Origin of the sequence: Nonomuraea sp. NPDC050783 (assembly GCF_040802095.1) — a bacterium.
Lineage (GTDB): Bacteria > Actinomycetota > Actinomycetes > Streptosporangiales > Streptosporangiaceae > Nonomuraea.
Map to the genome: position 1 here is coordinate 141,712 of NZ_JBFAHK010000006.1, position 17,212 is coordinate 158,923.

Annotated in this window: 18 protein-coding genes; 6 read left to right on the forward strand and 12 right to left on the reverse strand. The window is 73.1% G+C overall.

Translation table 11 applies throughout. From position 1 onward, the window contains the following. Nucleotides 1-81 precede the first annotated feature (81 nt). Complete coding sequence (locus tag AB0H75_RS18110; RefSeq protein WP_367797409.1) at nucleotides 82-1,227, reverse strand: cytochrome P450; 1,146 nt, start codon at nucleotides 1,225-1,227, stop codon at nucleotides 82-84. A gap of 439 nt (nucleotides 1,228-1,666) precedes the next feature. Beyond that, entirely contained in the window at nucleotides 1,667-2,458 is a 792-nt protein-coding gene (locus AB0H75_RS18115; protein WP_367797411.1) for an IclR family transcriptional regulator, read from the reverse strand. A 286-nt stretch (nucleotides 2,459-2,744) separates the two neighbouring features. Between AB0H75_RS18115 and AB0H75_RS18120 the strand changes: the two genes are divergently transcribed. Then, nucleotides 2,745-3,131 carry an NAD(P)-binding domain-containing protein gene (locus AB0H75_RS18120; RefSeq protein ID WP_367797413.1) on the forward strand — a complete coding sequence of 129 codons (387 nt, stop codon included), beginning with the start codon at nucleotides 2,745-2,747 and terminating at the stop codon, nucleotides 3,129-3,131. Nucleotides 3,132-3,151: 20 nt separating this feature from the next. Next, entirely contained in the window at nucleotides 3,152-3,355 is a 204-nt protein-coding gene (locus AB0H75_RS18125; RefSeq protein WP_367797415.1) for a hypothetical protein, read from the forward strand. A gap of 49 nt (nucleotides 3,356-3,404) precedes the next feature. Here the strand turns inward: AB0H75_RS18125 and eda are convergent, their stop codons facing one another. The 4 genes from eda to zwf form a co-directional block, all read right to left on the reverse strand. Beyond that, nucleotides 3,405-4,019, reverse strand: coding sequence for a bifunctional 4-hydroxy-2-oxoglutarate aldolase/2-dehydro-3-deoxy-phosphogluconate aldolase (eda, locus tag AB0H75_RS18130; RefSeq protein WP_367797416.1), 615 nt, complete (start codon nucleotides 4,017-4,019; stop codon nucleotides 3,405-3,407). 71 nt (nucleotides 4,020-4,090) lie between these two features. Further along, nucleotides 4,091-5,056: a glucokinase gene (glk, locus tag AB0H75_RS18135; RefSeq protein ID WP_367797418.1), complete on the reverse strand. Its 966-nt coding sequence runs from the start codon at nucleotides 5,054-5,056 to the stop codon at nucleotides 4,091-4,093. Nucleotides 5,057-5,219: 163 nt separating this feature from the next. Further along, a complete protein-coding gene (gene edd / locus AB0H75_RS18140; RefSeq protein ID WP_367797420.1) occupies nucleotides 5,220-7,175 on the reverse strand; it encodes a phosphogluconate dehydratase in 1,956 nt (651 codons plus the stop codon). After that, complete coding sequence (gene zwf, locus AB0H75_RS18145; protein WP_367797421.1) at nucleotides 7,172-8,647, reverse strand: glucose-6-phosphate dehydrogenase; 1,476 nt, start codon at nucleotides 8,645-8,647, stop codon at nucleotides 7,172-7,174. The genes edd and zwf overlap by 4 nt, the downstream gene beginning before the upstream one ends. A gap of 143 nt (nucleotides 8,648-8,790) precedes the next feature. Between zwf and AB0H75_RS18150 the strand changes: the two genes are divergently transcribed. Beyond that, nucleotides 8,791-9,987 (forward strand): ROK family protein, encoded by a 1,197-nt coding sequence (locus AB0H75_RS18150; RefSeq protein ID WP_367797423.1) that lies wholly within the window; start codon nucleotides 8,791-8,793, stop codon nucleotides 9,985-9,987. A gap of 275 nt (nucleotides 9,988-10,262) precedes the next feature. Here AB0H75_RS18150 and AB0H75_RS18155 read toward each other — a convergent pair whose 3' ends face one another. The 4 genes from AB0H75_RS18155 to AB0H75_RS18170 all read right to left on the reverse strand — a co-directional run bounded on the left by AB0H75_RS18155 (nucleotide 10,263) and on the right by AB0H75_RS18170 (nucleotide 13,002). Next, complete coding sequence (locus tag AB0H75_RS18155; protein ID WP_367797425.1) at nucleotides 10,263-11,294, reverse strand: methyltransferase; 1,032 nt, start codon at nucleotides 11,292-11,294, stop codon at nucleotides 10,263-10,265. A gap of 144 nt (nucleotides 11,295-11,438) precedes the next feature. Further along, nucleotides 11,439-11,924, reverse strand: a complete 486-nt coding sequence (locus AB0H75_RS18160; protein ID WP_367797427.1) for a hypothetical protein — start codon at nucleotides 11,922-11,924, stop codon at nucleotides 11,439-11,441. A gap of 59 nt (nucleotides 11,925-11,983) precedes the next feature. After that, a complete protein-coding gene (locus AB0H75_RS18165; RefSeq protein ID WP_367797429.1) occupies nucleotides 11,984-12,400 on the reverse strand; it encodes an SgcJ/EcaC family oxidoreductase in 417 nt (138 codons plus the stop codon). Further along, on the reverse strand, nucleotides 12,397-13,002 hold the full coding sequence (locus tag AB0H75_RS18170; RefSeq protein WP_367797431.1) for a hypothetical protein: 606 nt from the start codon (nucleotides 13,000-13,002) through the stop codon (nucleotides 12,397-12,399). Before AB0H75_RS18170 ends, AB0H75_RS18165 begins: the two co-directional genes overlap by 4 nt. A 179-nt stretch (nucleotides 13,003-13,181) precedes the next feature. On the opposite strand from AB0H75_RS18170, the gene AB0H75_RS18175 reads away from it, so the two are divergent. After that, nucleotides 13,182-13,550 (forward strand): VOC family protein, encoded by a 369-nt coding sequence (locus AB0H75_RS18175; RefSeq protein ID WP_367797433.1) that lies wholly within the window; start codon nucleotides 13,182-13,184, stop codon nucleotides 13,548-13,550. 261 nt (nucleotides 13,551-13,811) lie between these two features. Here the strand turns inward: AB0H75_RS18175 and AB0H75_RS18180 are convergent, their stop codons facing one another. Further along, the gene (locus tag AB0H75_RS18180) at nucleotides 13,812-14,513 is read right to left on the reverse strand and encodes a DUF2470 domain-containing protein (protein WP_367797435.1); all 702 of its coding nucleotides are present in this window, start codon (nucleotides 14,511-14,513) and stop codon (nucleotides 13,812-13,814) included. Nucleotides 14,514-14,590: 77 nt separating this feature from the next. Between AB0H75_RS18180 and rpsD the strand changes: the two genes are divergently transcribed. Together rpsD and AB0H75_RS18190 are read left to right on the forward strand one after the other, a co-directional pair. Further along, nucleotides 14,591-15,205, forward strand: a complete 615-nt coding sequence (rpsD, locus tag AB0H75_RS18185) for a 30S ribosomal protein S4 (protein WP_367798182.1) — start codon at nucleotides 14,591-14,593, stop codon at nucleotides 15,203-15,205. 2 nt (nucleotides 15,206-15,207) lie between these two features. After that, nucleotides 15,208-16,431 carry a low temperature requirement protein A gene (locus AB0H75_RS18190; protein ID WP_367797437.1) on the forward strand — a complete coding sequence of 408 codons (1,224 nt, stop codon included), beginning with the start codon at nucleotides 15,208-15,210 and terminating at the stop codon, nucleotides 16,429-16,431. Here AB0H75_RS18190 and AB0H75_RS18195 read toward each other — a convergent pair. Continuing rightward, a complete protein-coding gene (locus AB0H75_RS18195) occupies nucleotides 16,405-17,193 on the reverse strand; it encodes an ion transporter (protein ID WP_367797439.1) in 789 nt (262 codons plus the stop codon). The two genes, AB0H75_RS18190 and AB0H75_RS18195, sit on opposite strands and share 27 nt — an antisense overlap. Nucleotides 17,194-17,212 lie beyond the last annotated feature (19 nt).

Genomic DNA, 17,212 nt, shown 5'->3' on the forward strand with positions numbered 1-17,212 from the left:
GATTTGTCACCCAGACTCTAACGGGAAACGGGGCTCTCCGTCGGCCAGTGGCCCTGAGCTGGTCACCGAACGGGCCCGTCCTCAGGAACGGCCCGATTTGCGGGGCGCCGGACGCATCCGGACACGCAGCCGCGCGAGGTTCACGAAGTGGGGGATCGGGCGGTGCGGGGACGGCAACCGCCCGATCGGCTTGGGTTTCGCCTCGCGCAGCACGGCGGCCAGGAAGGCCGTGCCGACCGCGAGCGTCAGGTGTACGCCATCGCAGCCCGGCCGGGCCCACCACTCCTCGGCGGCGGTCCCGTCGAGCCAGATCCGCGGCGCGAAGGCGTCGGCGTACGGCAGCCGCGCGCTGCGCTGGTGCACCGCCAGCGGGACGAGCACGGGGGTGCCCGCGGGCAGGGCTGTGCCGTACCAGTCGGTGCCGACGGCGGTGACCCGGGACAGCGCGGGCACCGGCGGCCACAGGCGCAGCGCCTCGCGCAGGCAGGCCCGCAGGTGCTCGGGGTCGGCGCGGGCCGCTTTGCGGTGCGCCGGGTGGGTGGACAGCAGCGCGAGCGTCTGCATGAGCGCGCCCGAGATGATGCCGAGGCCCATCATCCAGTACGCGGCCTGCATGAGCCCGCGCGACTCGGTGTCGTCGGAGGTCTCGGCGATCAGCCCGGCCAGGCTGCCGGGCTCGGCGCGGCGCAGGTGGTCGAGGATGCGGGTGTCGTAGCGGCCGGACAGGACCTCCCTGCGCCGCCTGGCCCGCCGCCGGCCCGCCCGGGTCAGGTCCGCCAGCAGCCGGGTCAGCTCCTCGTCGCCGGCCGCGCCGTCGCCGTACACGCAGCGGCGGGCCACGCGCTGCCAGCGGGCGTCGAGCCGGGCGAAGTCCACGACGCCTTCGGTGAGCTGGGCGGCCTCCTCCCTGGCGATCTCGATGAACGCCGGGCGCAGGACGTCGGTCGGCAGGCCGAAGGGGCGTTCCTCGATGCCGGGCACGTAGGCGTCGCTCTCCTCGGACAGCACGCGCAGGGCGTCGCGCCGGGACAGCACCACCAGGGCGGGGCCGCGCCGGCCGCGTACCAGCAGGGGGCGGCCGCCGTAGCGGGACTCCAGGCCGGCCAGCAGGGTCCGGGTCCGCAGCAGGTCGCGGCCGGGACGCGCGTGCGGCGCCCACGACGGCACCAGCGCGGCCCTCAGCCGCAGGCTTTCCAGCACGCTCGCCCTGGGCAGCCCCCTAGGCACACGCACCCCCCGCCCGCCCCCACCCGCTCGGGTTCCGGCCACCCGGCGCCCGCGGGTCCGGGGCCGTGCGGGCCCTTACCCCGAGAACCGCGGGCGCCTCCGGGATGGCCGGAGCGGGGAGGAAGTCCATGCCGACGATGTGATCGTGCCGCCCCGCCCGCCCGCAACGCGGATCTCGGCCACCGGAACGCTTCCGGCCCCGAACCCGCCCCACGTCCCGGTGACCGGAACGCCACCCGCCGACCCGCGCCCGCGTCCCGCCCTCCGGAACGCTCCCGACCGGTCCACCCCGAGCCCCACCGCGCCCGCCGCGCATTGCGACGCCGCCGGCATCCCCCGCCCCGCCCCGCGCCGCCCGCCCGCGCCGGCTCCGCGCCGCCTGCGAGCGCCGCGCGGCGGAACGTCGCCCGCCGGGTATCCGCGTCCCGCCGTGCGGCGCCTACTCGCCGAGCAGGGCCGCTGAGATCGCCTGGGCCGCTCCGCGGACCGTGAGGCCCAGTCGCCCGAGCGGGACGCCGTGGGCCGGCGCGGCCACCCCCAGCGCCATGCGGATCCGCCCGCCCGGACCGAACACCGGCGCCGCCACGCACGCCACCCCCTCGGCGAACTCCTCCTGCGCGTACGCCACCCCGTGCCGTCGCACCTGCGCCAGCTCCCGCTCCAGCCCCGCCGGCGTGGTGACCGTCCGCGGCGTCAGCCGCTCGAACGCCCCGCGCGCCAGCAGCTCCTGCCGCAGCCGCGGGTCGAAGGCCAGCAGCGCCTTGCCGGTGGCCGTGCAGTGCAGCGGCGCGCGGTCGGCGCCGTCGGAGGGCGAGCCGACGCGGTTGTGCCCGTACAGCCGCTCGACGTAGCGGACCTCCAGTCCGGAGGGCACCGCCAGGTTCACCGTCTGGCGGGTGGTCTCGTACAGGTAGAGCAGGTACGGCAGCACCGCCCGCCGCGCGCCCGGGATCCGCGCCTGCGCGCCGCTCGCGAGCGCGTCCAGCCGCTCGCCCGGCAGGTAGCCGTTGCCCGCGCGCCGCGCGAGCCCGCGCGCGCACAGCACGCCCAGGATGCGGTGGGCGGTGGACTTCGGCAGGCGGGTGCGGCGGCACAGCTGCGCGAGGCTGACCGGCTCGCACGCCCCGCCGAGCGCGAGCAGGATGTCGATCCCCCTCTCCAGGCTCCCCGGTGGCGACGCCGGGCGGTCGTCGGCGAGCGGTGGCTCCTGGCCGGCCGTTTGCGTGAGCATCGATGTCCCTTCGCTCTCCGCGAGCAGGAGGGGGCTTCCCCGAGACTGCGGCTTGACATTCCTTGGCCTACCCGGCCGTCGCGGATCCGAATACCCAGGTCAGCGCAGATTGGCGAGCCCGGCGTGCACCGGCATGGCCACCTCGCCGGGCGTTCTGACCCCTATGTCCAGACCCGCCGGGCCGTGAACCCGCTCCTGCTGTCCACCGCCCGCCGGTCCACGTGTCGATCTGGAGCTGACCGGGACGGGTACGAGGAGGAGAACCGGACACGAGGAGGAGGACACAGTGAAGCGCATCGGCGTCGTCGGCGTGGGCGAGATCGGCCGGGCCATCGTGGAGGGCCTGTGCGGCGGGGGCGGCGAGCCGCCGGAGGTGTTCCTGTCCCCGCGGGGCGCCCGGACGGCCGCCGAGCTGGCCTCGCGCTACGGGAGCGTGCGGGTGTGCGCCGGCAACCAGGAGGTGGTGGACCGCTCCGAGGTGGTGATCATCGCGGTGCGCGGGCGCGACCGCCACGAGGCCCTGTCCGGCCTGCGGGTGGCCGACGACAAGGTCGTGGTCAACGTCATGGCCGGCGTCGGCGTCGACGACCTGCGCCGCACGCTCGCCACCGGCGCCCCGCTGGTGCGGGCCATCCCCTGCCCCCGGTACGCGAACGCCGCGCCGTCACGGTGACGTACCCGTCCCATCCGGAGGTGGACGCCCTCTTCGACTTCCAAGGGGTCGGCCGCTCGCTGGGCGACAGGACCCGTACCCTGCACCAGCTCGCGGCCGACCACGAGACCCCGGGCGGCAGCAACGAGCGCATCCGCACCACCTGGTTCGACCCGGCCAACTCCGCGGCCCTCGGCAAGGCCCTGGACGACCTGCTCGCCGACCTGCTCGCCGACCTCGGATAGCGACCCCGGGATGACGGGCGGTGTGCCGGGTCAGGGACGGTGTGCCGGGTCAGGGACGCAGGGCGGCGGCCTCGGCGGCCAGTTTCTCGATGCGGGGCCAGTCGCCCGACTCCAGGGCGTCGGCCGGGGTCAGCCAGGTGCCGCCGACGCAGCCGACGTTCGGCAGCGCCAGGTAGTCGGCGGCGGTGGTGGCGCGGATGCCGCCGGTCGGGCAGAAGCGCACGTCGGGGAGCGGGCCGGACAGGGACTTCAGGTAGGGTACGCCGCCCGCCGCCTCCGCCGGGAAGAACTTCAGCTCCTTGATGCCCCGCTCGGCCAGCGCCATGACCTCCGACACGGTGGCCGCCCCGGGCAGGTACGGCACCCCGCCCGCCTCCAACGCCTCCACCAGCGACGGCGTCGTGCCCGGCGAGACCAGGAACTTCGCGCCGGCCGCGGCCGAGGCGGCGATGTCCTCGGCGGTGCGGACGGTGCCCGCGCCCACCGTGGCCTCCGGCACCTCGGCGGCGATGCGGGCGATGGCCTCGCGCGCGGCCGGGGTGCGCAGGGTCACCTCGATGACCGGCAGGCCGCCGGCGACCAGCGCCCGGGCCAGCGGCACGGCGGTCGCGGCGTCGTCGATCACCACGACCGGGATCACGGGGGCCAGATCGAGCAAGCTCATGGGGGTCTTCTCTCCTCGTCGGCCCGCCGGCGGCGGGCCGGGTCAGTTCGTGGACGGACCGGCCGCCGTCCTCAGCTCACCAGCTCCCGGCGGGCGTGCTGGCTCAGCCAGGCCGCCGCGCCGGTCAGCGCGGGCTGCGGGGCGACGATGAGCGCCGTCCCGATGCCCTCCAGGTACGCGGACATGTCGGGGTTGGCGGTGAAGCGGGCGCGGAAGTCGCTGGCGCACACCCGCTCCACGATCCTGGGCAGCACCCCGCCGCCCAGGTAGACGCCGCCCCGCGCGCCGAGCGTCAGCGCGACGTTCCCGGCGAAGCTGCCCAGCATGCCGCAGAACACCTCCACGGTCTCCGCGCACAGCGAGTCGTCCAGCCGGGCCACGATGTCGGCGGCGGACAGCTCGGGCGCGCTCACACCGTTGACCTCGGCCAGCGCCCGGTGCAGCCGGACCAGGCCGGGCCCGGACAGCACGTGCTCGGCCACCACGTGCGGCAGCCCCCGCGCCCGCAGGACCCGGACGATCTCCAGCTCCCGCGCGTCCACGGCCGGGACGGTGACGTGCCCGCCCTCGCCGGGGATCGGCGTCCAGCCGTGCTCGGCCGGCACCAGCCCGCCCACGCCGAGCCCGGTGCCGGGGCCGAGCACGGCCTTGACGCCGTGCCCGGGCTCGGGGCCGCCGAGCGACACCAGGTCGCCGGCGTCCAGGTGCGGCAGGGAGACGGCCAGCGCCTCGAAGTCGTTGAGCAGCCGCGTGTAGGGGATGTCCAGGTCCCGGACCGACCCGGCCCACGCGGAGTTGGTGAGCCGGTAGCGGTCGCCGTCGATCGGGCCGGCGAGGGCCAGGCAGGCCGCCCCCGGCCGCGCTCCGCCCGCGTGTTGCGCGAGGTAGGCGGTCACGGCCTCGGGGAGGGTGGGGTAGTCGGCCCCGGCCAGGACCGCGACGTTCGACGGCCGCCCGTCCAGCGAGGTCACCAGCCCGAAGCGGGCGTTGGTCCCCCCGATGTCGGCCACGAGCCACGGAAGGTCAAAGGCACTCACCGCACACCTCCGGTAGTCAGGGCGGCGTCAAGATCGCTCGCCATCTCCCGAAGGATGCCACGGACGCTCACGGCGTCACAGAGGGGACCGTGAGCGTGTGGCAGGCGATGAGCGGCCATCGCACGCCATACGGACATAAAGCACCGTACAGGGATAAAACCGCTCACCGGGCCAGTCCGGCGGGACGCGCCCCCAGCGGGGCGCCCGTCTCCAGGTGCGAGGCGCCCGCCTCGGCGGGGAAGCCCAGGCCCGGCCCGTGGTACGGCGACTCGGCGCCGCTCACGCCGAAGATGCCCGCGCCCTGCTCGGCGTGACCCGCCATGCGGCGGAACGTGGCGAACAGCTCGCGCCCGGTGCCCACCCACTGCGCGTCGCTCAGCGGCCGGCCCTCGGGCACCCGCCGGGCCAGCTCCTCGGCCGGCACCAGCAGCTCCAGCGTGCCGGCCGCCGAGTCCAGCCGGATCACGTCGCCGTCGCGCACCAGCGCGATCGGCCCGCCGTCGGCCGCCTCCGGCGACAGATGGATGGCAGCGGGGACCTTGCCCGACGCGCCTGACATGCGGCCGTCGGTGACGATCGCCACCCGCTGGCCGCGGTCCAGCAGCACCGCCAGCGGCGGCGTCAGCTTGTGCAGCTCGGGCATGCCGTTCGCGCTGGGCCCCTGGTAGCGGATGACCGCCACGAAGTCCTGCCCGTCCAGCTCGCCCGCCTCGAACGCCTTGAGCAGGTCGAGCTGGTCGTCGAACACCTTGGCCGGCGCCTCGATCACCAGGTGCTCGGGCTTGACCGCCGAGACCTTGCTGACCGCGCGGCCCAGGTTGCCCTCGACCATGTGGATGCCGCCGTCCGCCGAGAACGGCTCGGACACCGGCCGCAGCACATCGAGGTCCTTGCTGCCGCCGGTGACCGGCGCCCAGACCAGCTCGCCGTCCACCAGCTCGGGGGCCTCGCGGTAGCGGTCGAGGCCGGGGCCGGCCACGGTCAGCACGTCGCCGTGCAGCAGGCCCGCGTCGAGCAGGTCGCCGATGAGCACCTGCATGCCGCCCGCCTCGCGGAAGTGGTTCACGTCCGCCTGGCCGTTGGGGTAGATCCTGGTCAGCGACGGCACGGCGCCCGACAGGCGAGCGAAGTCGTCCCAGGTCAGCAGGATGCCCGCGGCGGCGGCCATGGCCACCAGGTGCAGCGTGTGGTTGGTGGAGCCGCCGGTGGCCAGCAGCGCCACGCAGGCGTTGACGATGCTCTTCTCGTCCACCAGCTCGCCGATCGGCGTGTACTCCGCGCCGTGCGCGGTGATCTCCACCGCGCGCCGGCCGGCCGCCCTGGTCAGCGCGTGGCGCAGCTCGGTGTGCGGGTTGACGAACGTCGAGCCGGGCAGGTGCAGGCCCATGACCTCCATCAGCGCCTGGTTGGAGTTGGCGGTGCCGTAGAAGGTGCAGGTGCCGGGGGAGTGGTACGAGTTCGCCTCGGCGTCCAGCAGCTCGTCCCTGCCGACCTTGCCCTCGGCGAAGAGCTGGCGGGTGCGCGCCTTGACCTTGTTGGGCAGCCCGGAGGCCATCGGCCCGGCCGGCACGAAGATCGCCGGCAGGTGCCCGAAGTGCAGCGCCCCGATGAACAGGCCCGGCACGATCTTGTCGCAGACGCCCAGCAGCAGCGTGGCGTCGAACATGTCGTGCGACAGCGCGATCGCCGTCGCCATCGCGATGACGTCGCGGCTGTAGAGCGACAGCTCCATGCCCGGGCGGCCCTGCGTGATGCCGTCGCACATGGCCGGCACGCCGCCGGCGACCTGCGCGACGCCGCCGGCCCGGCGCACGGCGTCCTTCAGCTCCGGCGGGTACGTCTCGTACGGCTGGTGGGCCGAGAGCATGTCGTTGTAGCTGGTCACGATGGCTACGCCCGGCTTGGCCGTGCCGCGCAGCGCCAGCTTGTCCTCGGCGGGCGCGGCGGCGAAGCCGTGGGCCAGGTTCGCGCAGCCGAGGTGGGCGCGGGCCGGGCCCTTGGCCCTGGCGGCCTCGCCGTCGCGGCGCACGCGCGCCAGGTAGGCGGCCCGGCTGGCGGCGCTGCGCTCGCGGATGCGGTCGGTGACTTCCCTGATGACGGGGTTGACGGGGGCGTTCACAGTTCCTCCTCGTGCCACGCGCGACCGCTGCGGCCGAGCAGCTCGTGGGCTCCGGCGGGGCCGGCGGTTCCGGCGGGGTAGGGCTCGGGCAGCGCGGGGGCGGCCTTCCAGGCGTCCAGGATCGGATCGATCCAGCGCCAGGCGGCCTCGACCTCGTCGCGGCGCATGAACAGGGTGGGGTTGCCGGCCAGCACGTCGGTCAGCAGCCGCTCGTACGCCTCGGGCACCCGGTTGGTGAAGGTCTTGCCGAAGTTCAGCGACAGCGGCACCGGCTTCAGCGTCACCTCGCCCGCGCCCGGCTCCTTGGCCATGATGTGCAGCTCGATGCCCTCCTCCGGCTGCAGGCGCAGCACCAGGCGGTTGGGGCTGCCGCCGGGGAAGATGGAGTGCGGCACGTCCTTGAACTGCACCACGATCTCCGAGCGCCGGTACGGCATCCGCTTGCCGGTGCGCAGGTAGAACGGCACCCCGGCCCAGCGCCAGTTCCTGATCTCGGCCCGGATCGCGGTGAAGGTCTCCACCCGCCGCGAGTCCTCGGTGGGCGGCGTCGAGCCGGGCTCGTCGAGGTAGCCGGGCATGTCGCCGGCGCCGACGTACTGGCCGCGCACGGTGAAACGGTCCACCTCGGTGCCCGCGATGGGCCGCAGCGCCTGCAGCACCTTGACCTTCTCGTCGCGGATGGCCTCACGGTCGTTGCGGGCCGGCGGCTCCATCGCGGTGAGCGTGAGGAGCTGCAGCAGGTGGTTCTGCACCATGTCGCGCAGCGCGCCCGCGTGGTCGTAGTAACCGCGCCGGCCCGGCGTGCCGACGGTCTCGGCGGCGGTGATCTGGACGTGGTCGATCCACAGGGAGTTCCAGATCGGCTCCAGGAAGGCGTTGGCGAAGCGCAGGACCAGCAGGTTCTGGACGGTCTCCTTGCCCAGGTAGTGGTCGATGCGGAAGATCTGGCGCTCGTCGAAGATGGCGCCGACCTCGTCGTTGATGGCCTGGGCGCTCACCAGGTCGTGGCCGAGGGGCTTCTCCAGCACCACGCGCGAGCGCGGCGTCACCAGCCCGGCCTCGGCCGCCTGCCGGCAGAAGGGGCCGAACGTGCGGGGCGGGCTGGCCAGGTAGAACACCCGGTCGCGCTCCTCGTGCCCGGCCAGCAGGCCGGCCAGGGCGCGCCAGCCGTCCGCCGCGCCGTCCGCCGACACGTCCACCGTCACGTGGTGCAGGCGGTCCAGGAAACGCTCCCACACCGACAGGTCGTCGACGGGGACGGAGCCGCGTACCTCGGCGTCCACCTTGCCGCGGAAGTCGGCGTCGGTCAGCCCGCCACGGGACAGGGCGATCACGCGGGTCTCCGGGGAGAGCCGGCCGTCCCGGTCGCTGTGGTAGAGCGCGGGAAGCAGCTTGCGCATGGACAGGTCACCGGTCCCGCCGAAGACGACGAGATCGGCGGTGTGGGCGACGGGGGCGGGGTGGGTGGACACGGTGTGGGACTCCGAAGATCTACCAACGCAGGGACAGAACGGACACTAACGAGAGTTTGGGTTGTGCACAAGCAGAGTTTTGGCATCTGAGATGAAAAAGTTCCGAGTTTTCATTACCTAAGCCCGTGTGGTTCACTTAGCCGATGCCACGTCGTACCGCCGCGACCCTCGCCACGAGCGGCGAAGTGCTTCGCCTCATCCGCGCCGGTGAGGCCGTGACGCGGGCCGACCTCGGCCGGGTCACCGGCCTGTCGCGCCCCGCGGTGCAGCTGCGCGTCGCCGAGCTGCTGGAACGCGGGCTCGTCGTGGAGCGCACCGACGCCCCCTCGACCGGCGGCCGGCCGCCCGTGCGGCTGGAGTTCAACGCCGCGGGCGGCGTGGTGCTGGTGGCCGCGCTCGGCGCGACCCGCACCCGCGTCGCCGTCTGCGACCTGGCCGGGCGCGAGCTGGAGGGCCGCGAGTTCACCATGGACGTCGAGCAGGGCCCCGACGTCGTGCTGCCGCTGCTCATGGACACCTGGGACGACCTGCTCGGCGACCGGCCGCGCGAGCTGATCCGCGGGGTCGGCATGGGCGTGCCCGCCACCGTCGAGTTCGCGCAGGGCCGCACCGAGAGCGCCCGGGTGATGGCCTCGTGGACCGGCGTGGTGATCCCGCCGCTCATCCGGGAGCGTTTCCCCGTCCCCGTGCTGGTCGACAACGACGTCAACGTGCTGGCCATCGGCGAGCACCGCGGCGTCTACCCCGACCTCGACGACCTGATGTTCGTGAAGGTGTCCACGCGCATCGGCGCGGGCGTGATCGCCGGCGGCGGCATCCTGCGCGGCGCGCTCGGCGCGGCCGGCGAGATCGGCCACATCCCCGTGCTCGACGGCGGCGGCGTGTTGTGCCGCTGCGGCAACACCGACTGCGTCGACTCCGTGGCCAGCGGCACCGCGCTGCTGCGCGAGCTGCGCGCGGCCGGCAAGGACGTCAAGACCATCGCCGACGTCACCGCCCTGGTCCGCGCCGGCGACGCCGAGACCATGGCCATGGTCCGCACGGCCGGGCGGCGCATCGGCGAGGTGCTGGCCGGCGCGGTCAACATCCTCAACCCGTCGGTGGTGGTGCTCGGCGGCGACGTGGCCGAGGCGTTCGGGCCGCTGGTGTCGAGCATCCGCGAGGTCGTCTACCGCCGCTCCACGGCCCTGGCCACGCGCCGGCTGCGCATCGAGCCGAGCCGGCTGGGCGCGCAGGCGGGCATCAGCGGCTGCGCGGTGATGGTGCTCGACCACGTGCTCTCGCCCGAGGCCGTGGACGAGGCCATGACGGTCACCGTCCTGCGCCGCCGGCCGGGCTGAGGCTCACCCGCCCCCGGCCCGGCGCCGCGCGTCCCCGGGTCACACGTCCCCCAGCTCGTAGCCGCCCGGCGCGAGCGGGCCGGCCGCTACCCGGCCCTCGCCGAGCACGGCCTCGGCCACCTGCTGAGATCGCTGACGTGGGATTTGGCGACCGGCCGCGGGCGTGGCGAAGGGCGTCCGTGGTCGGTGTGTGAAGACTGACTTGGACGCCCTTCTGAGCGCACTCCAGGTGCGTCCGGACGATCGCGTGATGACGAACGCCGCCGGATGGCGATCTAGCTGGGCTTGCGGGCGATCACCACTCCGTTCGCGCCGGGGGCGTCGAAGCGCTCGACGCGCACCTGGGTGAAGCCGGCGTCCTCCAGCCAGCCGCTGTACTCGGCCGCGGTGTAGTTGCGCCCCCAGGTTTCGACGAGCATCGTCAGGCTCATCAGAGCCGCGTCGGGAGGGCCGTCCTTGGCGTCGTCGACCAGCAGCTCGCTGATGAGGATCCGCCCGCCGGGCGCCAGGGCCCGGTGACACTTGGCCAGCAGTTCCTTGCAGTCGTCCTCGGACCAGTCGTGGAGGATCATCGACAACAGGCAGGCGTCGTACCCGCCGGGCAGTTCGGGTTCGGCGAAGAAGTCTCCCGGGACGAGCTCGATCCGGTCGCCGAGGCCCGCCTTCTCGACGGCGGGCCGCGTCAGTTCGCACACGAACGGCAGGTCGTAGATCGCGGTGGTCAGCTCGGGGTAGCGGCGGCACAGCTCGATGTCGTACGCGGCCCCGCCACCGCCTACGTCCAGGAGGTGTCTCACATCGCTGAGGTCCACCGAGTCCGCGAGCACGCTCGCGGTGAAGATGGACAGCGAGTGCATCGCCTGCCAGAAGAAGTCGACCATGACGGGGTCGCCGGGGTCGAACAGGCTGCCGCGCTCGTCAGGGTCCCAGGCGGTGGGCCGGTCCGTGCGCAGCGCGTCCATCAGGCGCATCCACCCGGGATAGTCGTGGGCGTCGACGCCGAGGACCCAGCCGCCGAAATAGTAGTGCTTGCCCTTGACCAGGAACTCCTCGGCCAGGGCGGAGTTGCCGTACCGGCCGGCGTCGACGTCCAGAAGCCCGAGGGACGCGCAGGCGGTCAGGAGCGTCTCGGTGGGGCGCGGTCGCAGGGCGAGCCGGTCACCGATGGCGTCGGGAGTGAGCGGCCCGGTGGCGGACAGCAGGGTGAACAGTTCGAGCTCGCAGGCGGCAGCCAGGGTCTTGGAAGCCCACAGGCCGGAGACGATCTTCATGAGGGGTTGTGGCGTGAGTGGCCGGGTCGTGTCCATGGGGTCCCAACTCCCTGGGCTGTGGTGCCGGGCGATCCGACGGTCCCGGGCCCGGGGCCGGCGCGGCGGGGGCGGCTGCCGCGCGACCTCACGGACCCAGGACCGTCCCTTTCGAGGTGAGGGCTTCCGCGGGTGAGGGGAGTGCTAGAACGGCTTGTCCTTGGGGTCCGGCCAGATCATCTCGGCCCGCTGGGTCCGCATGCGCGCCTCGTTCCGGTGGAACTCCACCCATTCGTCCACGAGCTCGTCGGGGTGGCCGAGCAGCCGGTTCATGGTGCGGATGCTGGCGAGCTCGCCTTCCTGGAGCTCTCCGTCGGCGGAGCACGCGCGGATGGCGTCATGGACGATCCCGCGAGAGCAGGCCCGGGCCGCGTCGCTGTTGCTGAGAACGGCCTCGAACGTGTCGTTCGCCTCGTACTTCTCCAGCGTCTCCGCCAGGCGGTCGGTGCAGCCGAAGGCGGCGAAGTAACCGACGATCCATTCCCGCTCCGCCGGGGCGATCACACCGTCCCCCTTGGCGCAGATCATCAGCGCCTTGGCGTACGACTCGAAGTCGTCGATCGACGGCTTGGAGTCGAAGGACCAGTCCTTCTTGAAGAGCCATAGGGCTCCCTTGTCGCGAGTGTCCACCTCGTGTTCCCTTCGTGTCGCGGTTCTGTCTCGCCGGGGTCTGGGTCGAGGACTGTTCTTCATCGATCAGCTATGCGCGGGAGCGGCACCATGTTCATGAAGGACGTGATGTGCCATCTGATGCTGTTGTGCTCAAGGACCGCTTGCGCGTGCATCGTGTTCCCGGGATTTCCGCCGAGGCCGGGCGCGGGTGAGCCGTCGAGGTGCAGCAGCGCCGAGTCCAGGTGCGCGATGGCCAGCCGCGGTGCGCGATGCCTGACGCGCCGGACGGTCACCGTGAGCCGGGTGCCGGCGTAAACGGTCGCGAAGAGCCGGGCGTGCGCGGCGGCGATGGCGGCCCGCCCGTCGATTCGATCGCAGCGCACGGAGATGAAATCGGCGTCGGAGGCGAAGACCCGCGCGAAACGTTCCGCGTCCGACTCCGCCCACGCCGCCTCCATCTCGGTGAACAGCTCGTGTATCCCGGCGTTGTTCATGACGCGGACCAGAAGCGGAAATCCATGTCCGGGCAGGTCGTCGCGTCGGGGGCGGACGGTGGGGCCCATGCGGCGACGGCGTACTGGAAGCCGTGGCCCGAGCGCTCCAGATAACAGATCATGTTGACCGGCCAGCGGGTGTTGGCGAACATGTAGACGTCCATGGGCGTCGGTTCCTGACTGAGGCGCAGCCCGCGTTCGCCGAGCGGGCCGATGCGGTGCCAGTCCGGATGCATGTGGATGGAGCCGATGATGTCCCATCCTCGTTCGTCGGCTTCCCGATGGATGCGCAGCAGCTCCCGCGGGTCGGCCCAGAAACCCCGGTGCTCGTTCTCGTAGGCCGTGCCGAAACGAGGAACGACCCCCGAGCGGAACTCCGTGGCGACCGCGGGATCGGTGGCCCGCACGCTCCGCCCCGGCACGATTTCCCGGATCAGCGCCACCTCCTCGGTGATCTCACCGACCAGGACGGCGAAGCATGACAGCGGCCTGCTGGGGGTGCACAGCTCATAAGTCCGCATGGCGACGTGGACGAACGACTGGAGGACGAGGTGGTCCACGACGGCGGTGTGGCAGTCGGGTCGCCTGCCGGTGGCCGTCATCGCGCCTCCCCTTTTGACTTTCAGTAGCCACACTGATGCCCAGAGTGACGAAGCTCAAGGTTAAGTTCTCCTGTCGCGGGCGTACGTGCGGGATGCCTCCCGCGCCACGTTTGCCGCGAGTACGCACGGGAATCGCACGGACACCCGAAGTGATGAAGTCAGGTCCCTGGAGGCATCAGATGTCCCGGCCCACCATCCGGCACCTCGCCCTGTACGCCCGCGACCCGAAGGCCCTGGCGCAGTTCTACTGCGAGCATTTCGGCATGGACCTCATCCTCGCCGATCCCGAGGGCAACCATTTCCTGGGCGACGGATACCTGACGCTGGCCCTGCTGAAGCTGCAGATGGCCGGGGAGGCCCCGGTCGGGATGAACCACTTCGGGTTCCACGTGCCCGATGCCGCGCGGACATGCAGCGGCCTGTCCGCCGCCGGGATCGAGCAGCCCGCGCTCCGGGCCTCGAAACGACCCTTCGCCGAATACCGCGCGATCGACCTGGAGGGCAACTGGTTCGACCTGTCCGAGCACGGATACGGCATCGAGGTGTGAGCCGAGAGCCCGGCCGATCGGGCGGGTGCCGTAAGCCTCAGCGGCGGTCCGGATCGGCGGCGGCATTCGACCGTCACCCGCGAGGCGCCGCAGCGGATCGGGGCGCCGCCCATCGGTCGCCAAGGCTCGTGCCAGGCGGGACGTGGCGGGCCGGCGGCAACGCGCCGACGACACGGCCGGCCCCAGACCCCGCAGCCGGCCACCGGATTTCACCTCAGCGATCTCGGCGGGACGGAGGAGGCCAGGGCCGGGAAGGCGTGATCAGCAGGTGCACAGCAGGCCGCGCAGCGCGGTCTCCAGGCACAGGCCGGAGCGCGCGGGCCGCGGCCAGGGGAAGCGCACCAGCGACTCGTCCACCCGCACGGTGGCCCCGAACCGGTCCAGCTCCCACAGCCACACCTCGCCGGCCGGCTCGCCGAGCTGCCGCGACACCCCGGCGGTGAGCTGCGCCCGGTGGGAGGCGTTGACGTGGGCCAGCACCCGCTCGGCGGTCTCGGCCAGCGGGTCGGGGGCCGCGCCCAGGTACTCGTCGGCGTCCAGCAGTCCCGACTCCTGGCCGGTCAGGTAGACGACCTGGGCCACGTCCAGGCGCAGCAGCCGCGGCGCGTCCGGCCGCCCGTACCGCTCCAGTGCCTCGAACAGGCTCTCGTCCGCGCAGTGCGCCGCCACCGCCACCGCCGCGGCCCGCGCCTCGGCCTCGGGCACCGCCTCGGCCCAGCCCTGCACCTCGATCAGCCCGCGCGGGTGCGTGGCCTCGCCCAGCCTGCGCATCGCGGTGAGGTTCACCGCCACCACGGCGTCGCCGCTCAATCCGTGCAGGCTCTCGCCGGGGCGCACGAGCAGCACGGGACGGCCGCGCTCGTCCACGCCGCCGCGGGCGGCGGAGGGAGCGCCGTCGACGGCGAGCTTGGCGACACCGGCGGTCGCGGCGAGGGTGCGGACCCGCTCGGGGATCGGCAGCATGACGCCTCCTTGGAAGCACATTCAATGGTAAGTTAGGCTTGCCTAAGTAAGGATTACCTAATCACATTGAGGTGAACGTGCGCTACACCGGCCCCAAGGTGCGACTGTCGCGTCGCGCGGGCGTCCCGCTGACCAGGAAAGCCGTCCGCTACTTCGAGCAGCGCCCCTACCCGCCGGGCGAGCACGGCCGCAAGACCAACCGCCGCAACAGCGGCGACTACGGGCTGCGGCTGCTGGAGAAGCAGAAGCTGCGCTGGTACTACGACGTCTCCGAGCGGCAGCTGCGCCGCTACTGGGACCTGGCGGTGCGCAAGCCCGGCGCGTCCGGCGCCGAGCTGGTGACGCTGCTGGAGAGCCGCCTGGCCTCGCTCGTGCTGCGCGCCGGGTTCGCGCCGTCCATCTACGCCGCCCGGCAGTACATCGCCCACGGGCACATCGCCGTGGACGGCCGCAAGGTGGACATCCCCAGCTACCTGGTCAAGCCCGGCCAGGTCGTGTCGGTCAGGGAGCGCTCGCGCCGCATGCAGCCGTTCGTGGCCGCCGCCGAGGGCGTCCACGCCGACGAGCGCACCGCGGCGTACCTGTCGGTGGACCACGCCGACCTGCGCTTCACGCTGACCCACCGGCCCGAGCGCGAGCAGATCGCGGTCCCCGTGGACGAGCAGCTCGTCGTGGAGTTCTATTCTCGTTAGCCGTGGATCACGCGGAGGAGCGTCACGCGAGCTGGCTGGAGCTGTTCTTCGACCTCGTCGTCGTCGTGGCGGTGGCGCAGCTCGCGCACCGGCTGGCGCACCCGACCTGGCCGGACGTGGCACTCTTCGTGCTGCTCTACTACGCGGTGTGGAGCGTGTGGACCGCCCTCACGCTCTACTCCAACGTGCGCGGTGACAGGACCCACGTGCGCGCCATGCTCATCGGCATGTTCGGCATCGCCGTGATGGCCGCGGCCGCGCCCGACGTGGCCCACCGGATGGACGGGGGCGGCACGCACGAGGGCTGGTTCATCGCCGCGTACATCACCTGCCGCTTCAGCGCCTCGCGTACCCTCCAGGAGGCCGGCACCGTCCTGACCGCCTGGCCCGCGACGCAGCTCGGCGCGGGCGTGGCCCCGTGGATCGCCTCCGTCTGGGCCGAGCCGCCGGTGCGCTACTGGCTGTGGGGGCTGGGCCTGGTCCTCGACATGCTCTTCTCGGTGCTGCAGAGCCGCCGCCCCGAGCGGCTGCTCGGCGAGATGCGGCGGCAGGCCAGGCGGCGCGAGGAGCGCGAGCTGCGCCGCGCCGGGGAGGGCCGCCCGGCGCGCCCGAGGGAGGAGCCCGTGGCCGCCGTGCTCAACGTGCCGCACCTCGGGGAACGGCTCGGGCTGTTCGTGATCATCGTGCTCGGCGAGGCGGTCTTACAGGTCGTCACCGCCGCCTCGGGGCACGCGTGGAGCCTCCAGCTCGGGCTGGCCGCGGCGGCCGGGTTCGGGCTGATCGTCGCGCTGTGGTGGCTGACCCTCCAGTACGGCATCAGCACCCTGCCCGGCGCCACCGCCCGCGGGCTGCGGGCGTACGTGGCGCTGCCCGCCCACTTCGCGATGACCGCCGGCATCACCGCCACCGCGGCCGGGCTGGGCGCGGTGACCGCCGAGCCGGGCGCGCACCCGCACGGCGGCGTCGGCTGGGTGCTGGGCGGGGGCCTGGCCGTCTACTTCGCCGCCTCCCTGGCGCTCGGCGTGGCGCTCGGCGCGGACCGGCGCTGGATCTGGCTCTGGGCCGTGCCCACCGTGCTCGCGCCGCTCGCCGTGGCCGCGGTGTCCGAGCTGCTCGACGGCTGGGCCGTGGTGGCGCTGCTGCTGGCCGTCACCCTGTGGCGGCTGGCCTACCGGGCGCGCGGGAGGTCGTCCGGCGGGTCACTCGACGGGGCTGCGGCCGCGTAGCTCGGCCACCTCCTTGCGCAGCTCGGCCAGCTCCCGCAGGATGAGCTCGGCGTTCGCGTTCGACTCCCCGGCGGCGGCGCGTTCCTCGGCGCTCTCCTCGTCCATGGCGCTGACCACGACGGCCATGAACAGGTTGAGGATCACGAACGTGCACACCAGGATGAAGATGGTGAAGAAGATCCAGGCCGACGGGTGCCGCTCCATGACCTCCCTGGCGATGTTGCCCCAGTCGTCGCCGGTCATCGTCTGGTAGAGGGTGAACAGCGAGGTCGGCAGGGTGCCGAAGCGGTCGGGGGAGGCCGTGCCGTAGAGCTTGGTGGCCATGACCGCGCCCACGTACAGCACCAGGGCCAGCAGCACCACGATGGAGCTCATGCCCGGCATCGCGCGCAGCAGCGCCGACACCACCCGGCGCAGGCTCGGCACCACCGACAGCAGCCGCAGCGCGCGCAGGATGCGCAGCGCCCGCAGCACCGACAGGCCGCCGGTCGCGGGCGCGAAGGCGATGGCGACGATCAGGAAGTCGAAGACGTTCCACGGGTCGCGGACGAACCGGGACCGCTCCACGTAGATCTTGGCCGCCAGCTCGGCCGCGAAGACGTAGAGCGCGGCGTGGTCCACCACGGTCAGCAGCACGCCGTAGTGCGCGACGACGGACGGGAACGTCTCCAGGCCCAGGGTCACGGCGTTGACCAGGATGACCCCGACGATGAAGCGCTGGAAGCGCTGGTGGGCGAGGACGGCACGGGTGCGTTCACGCACGGGGAGGACTCCTAGGGGG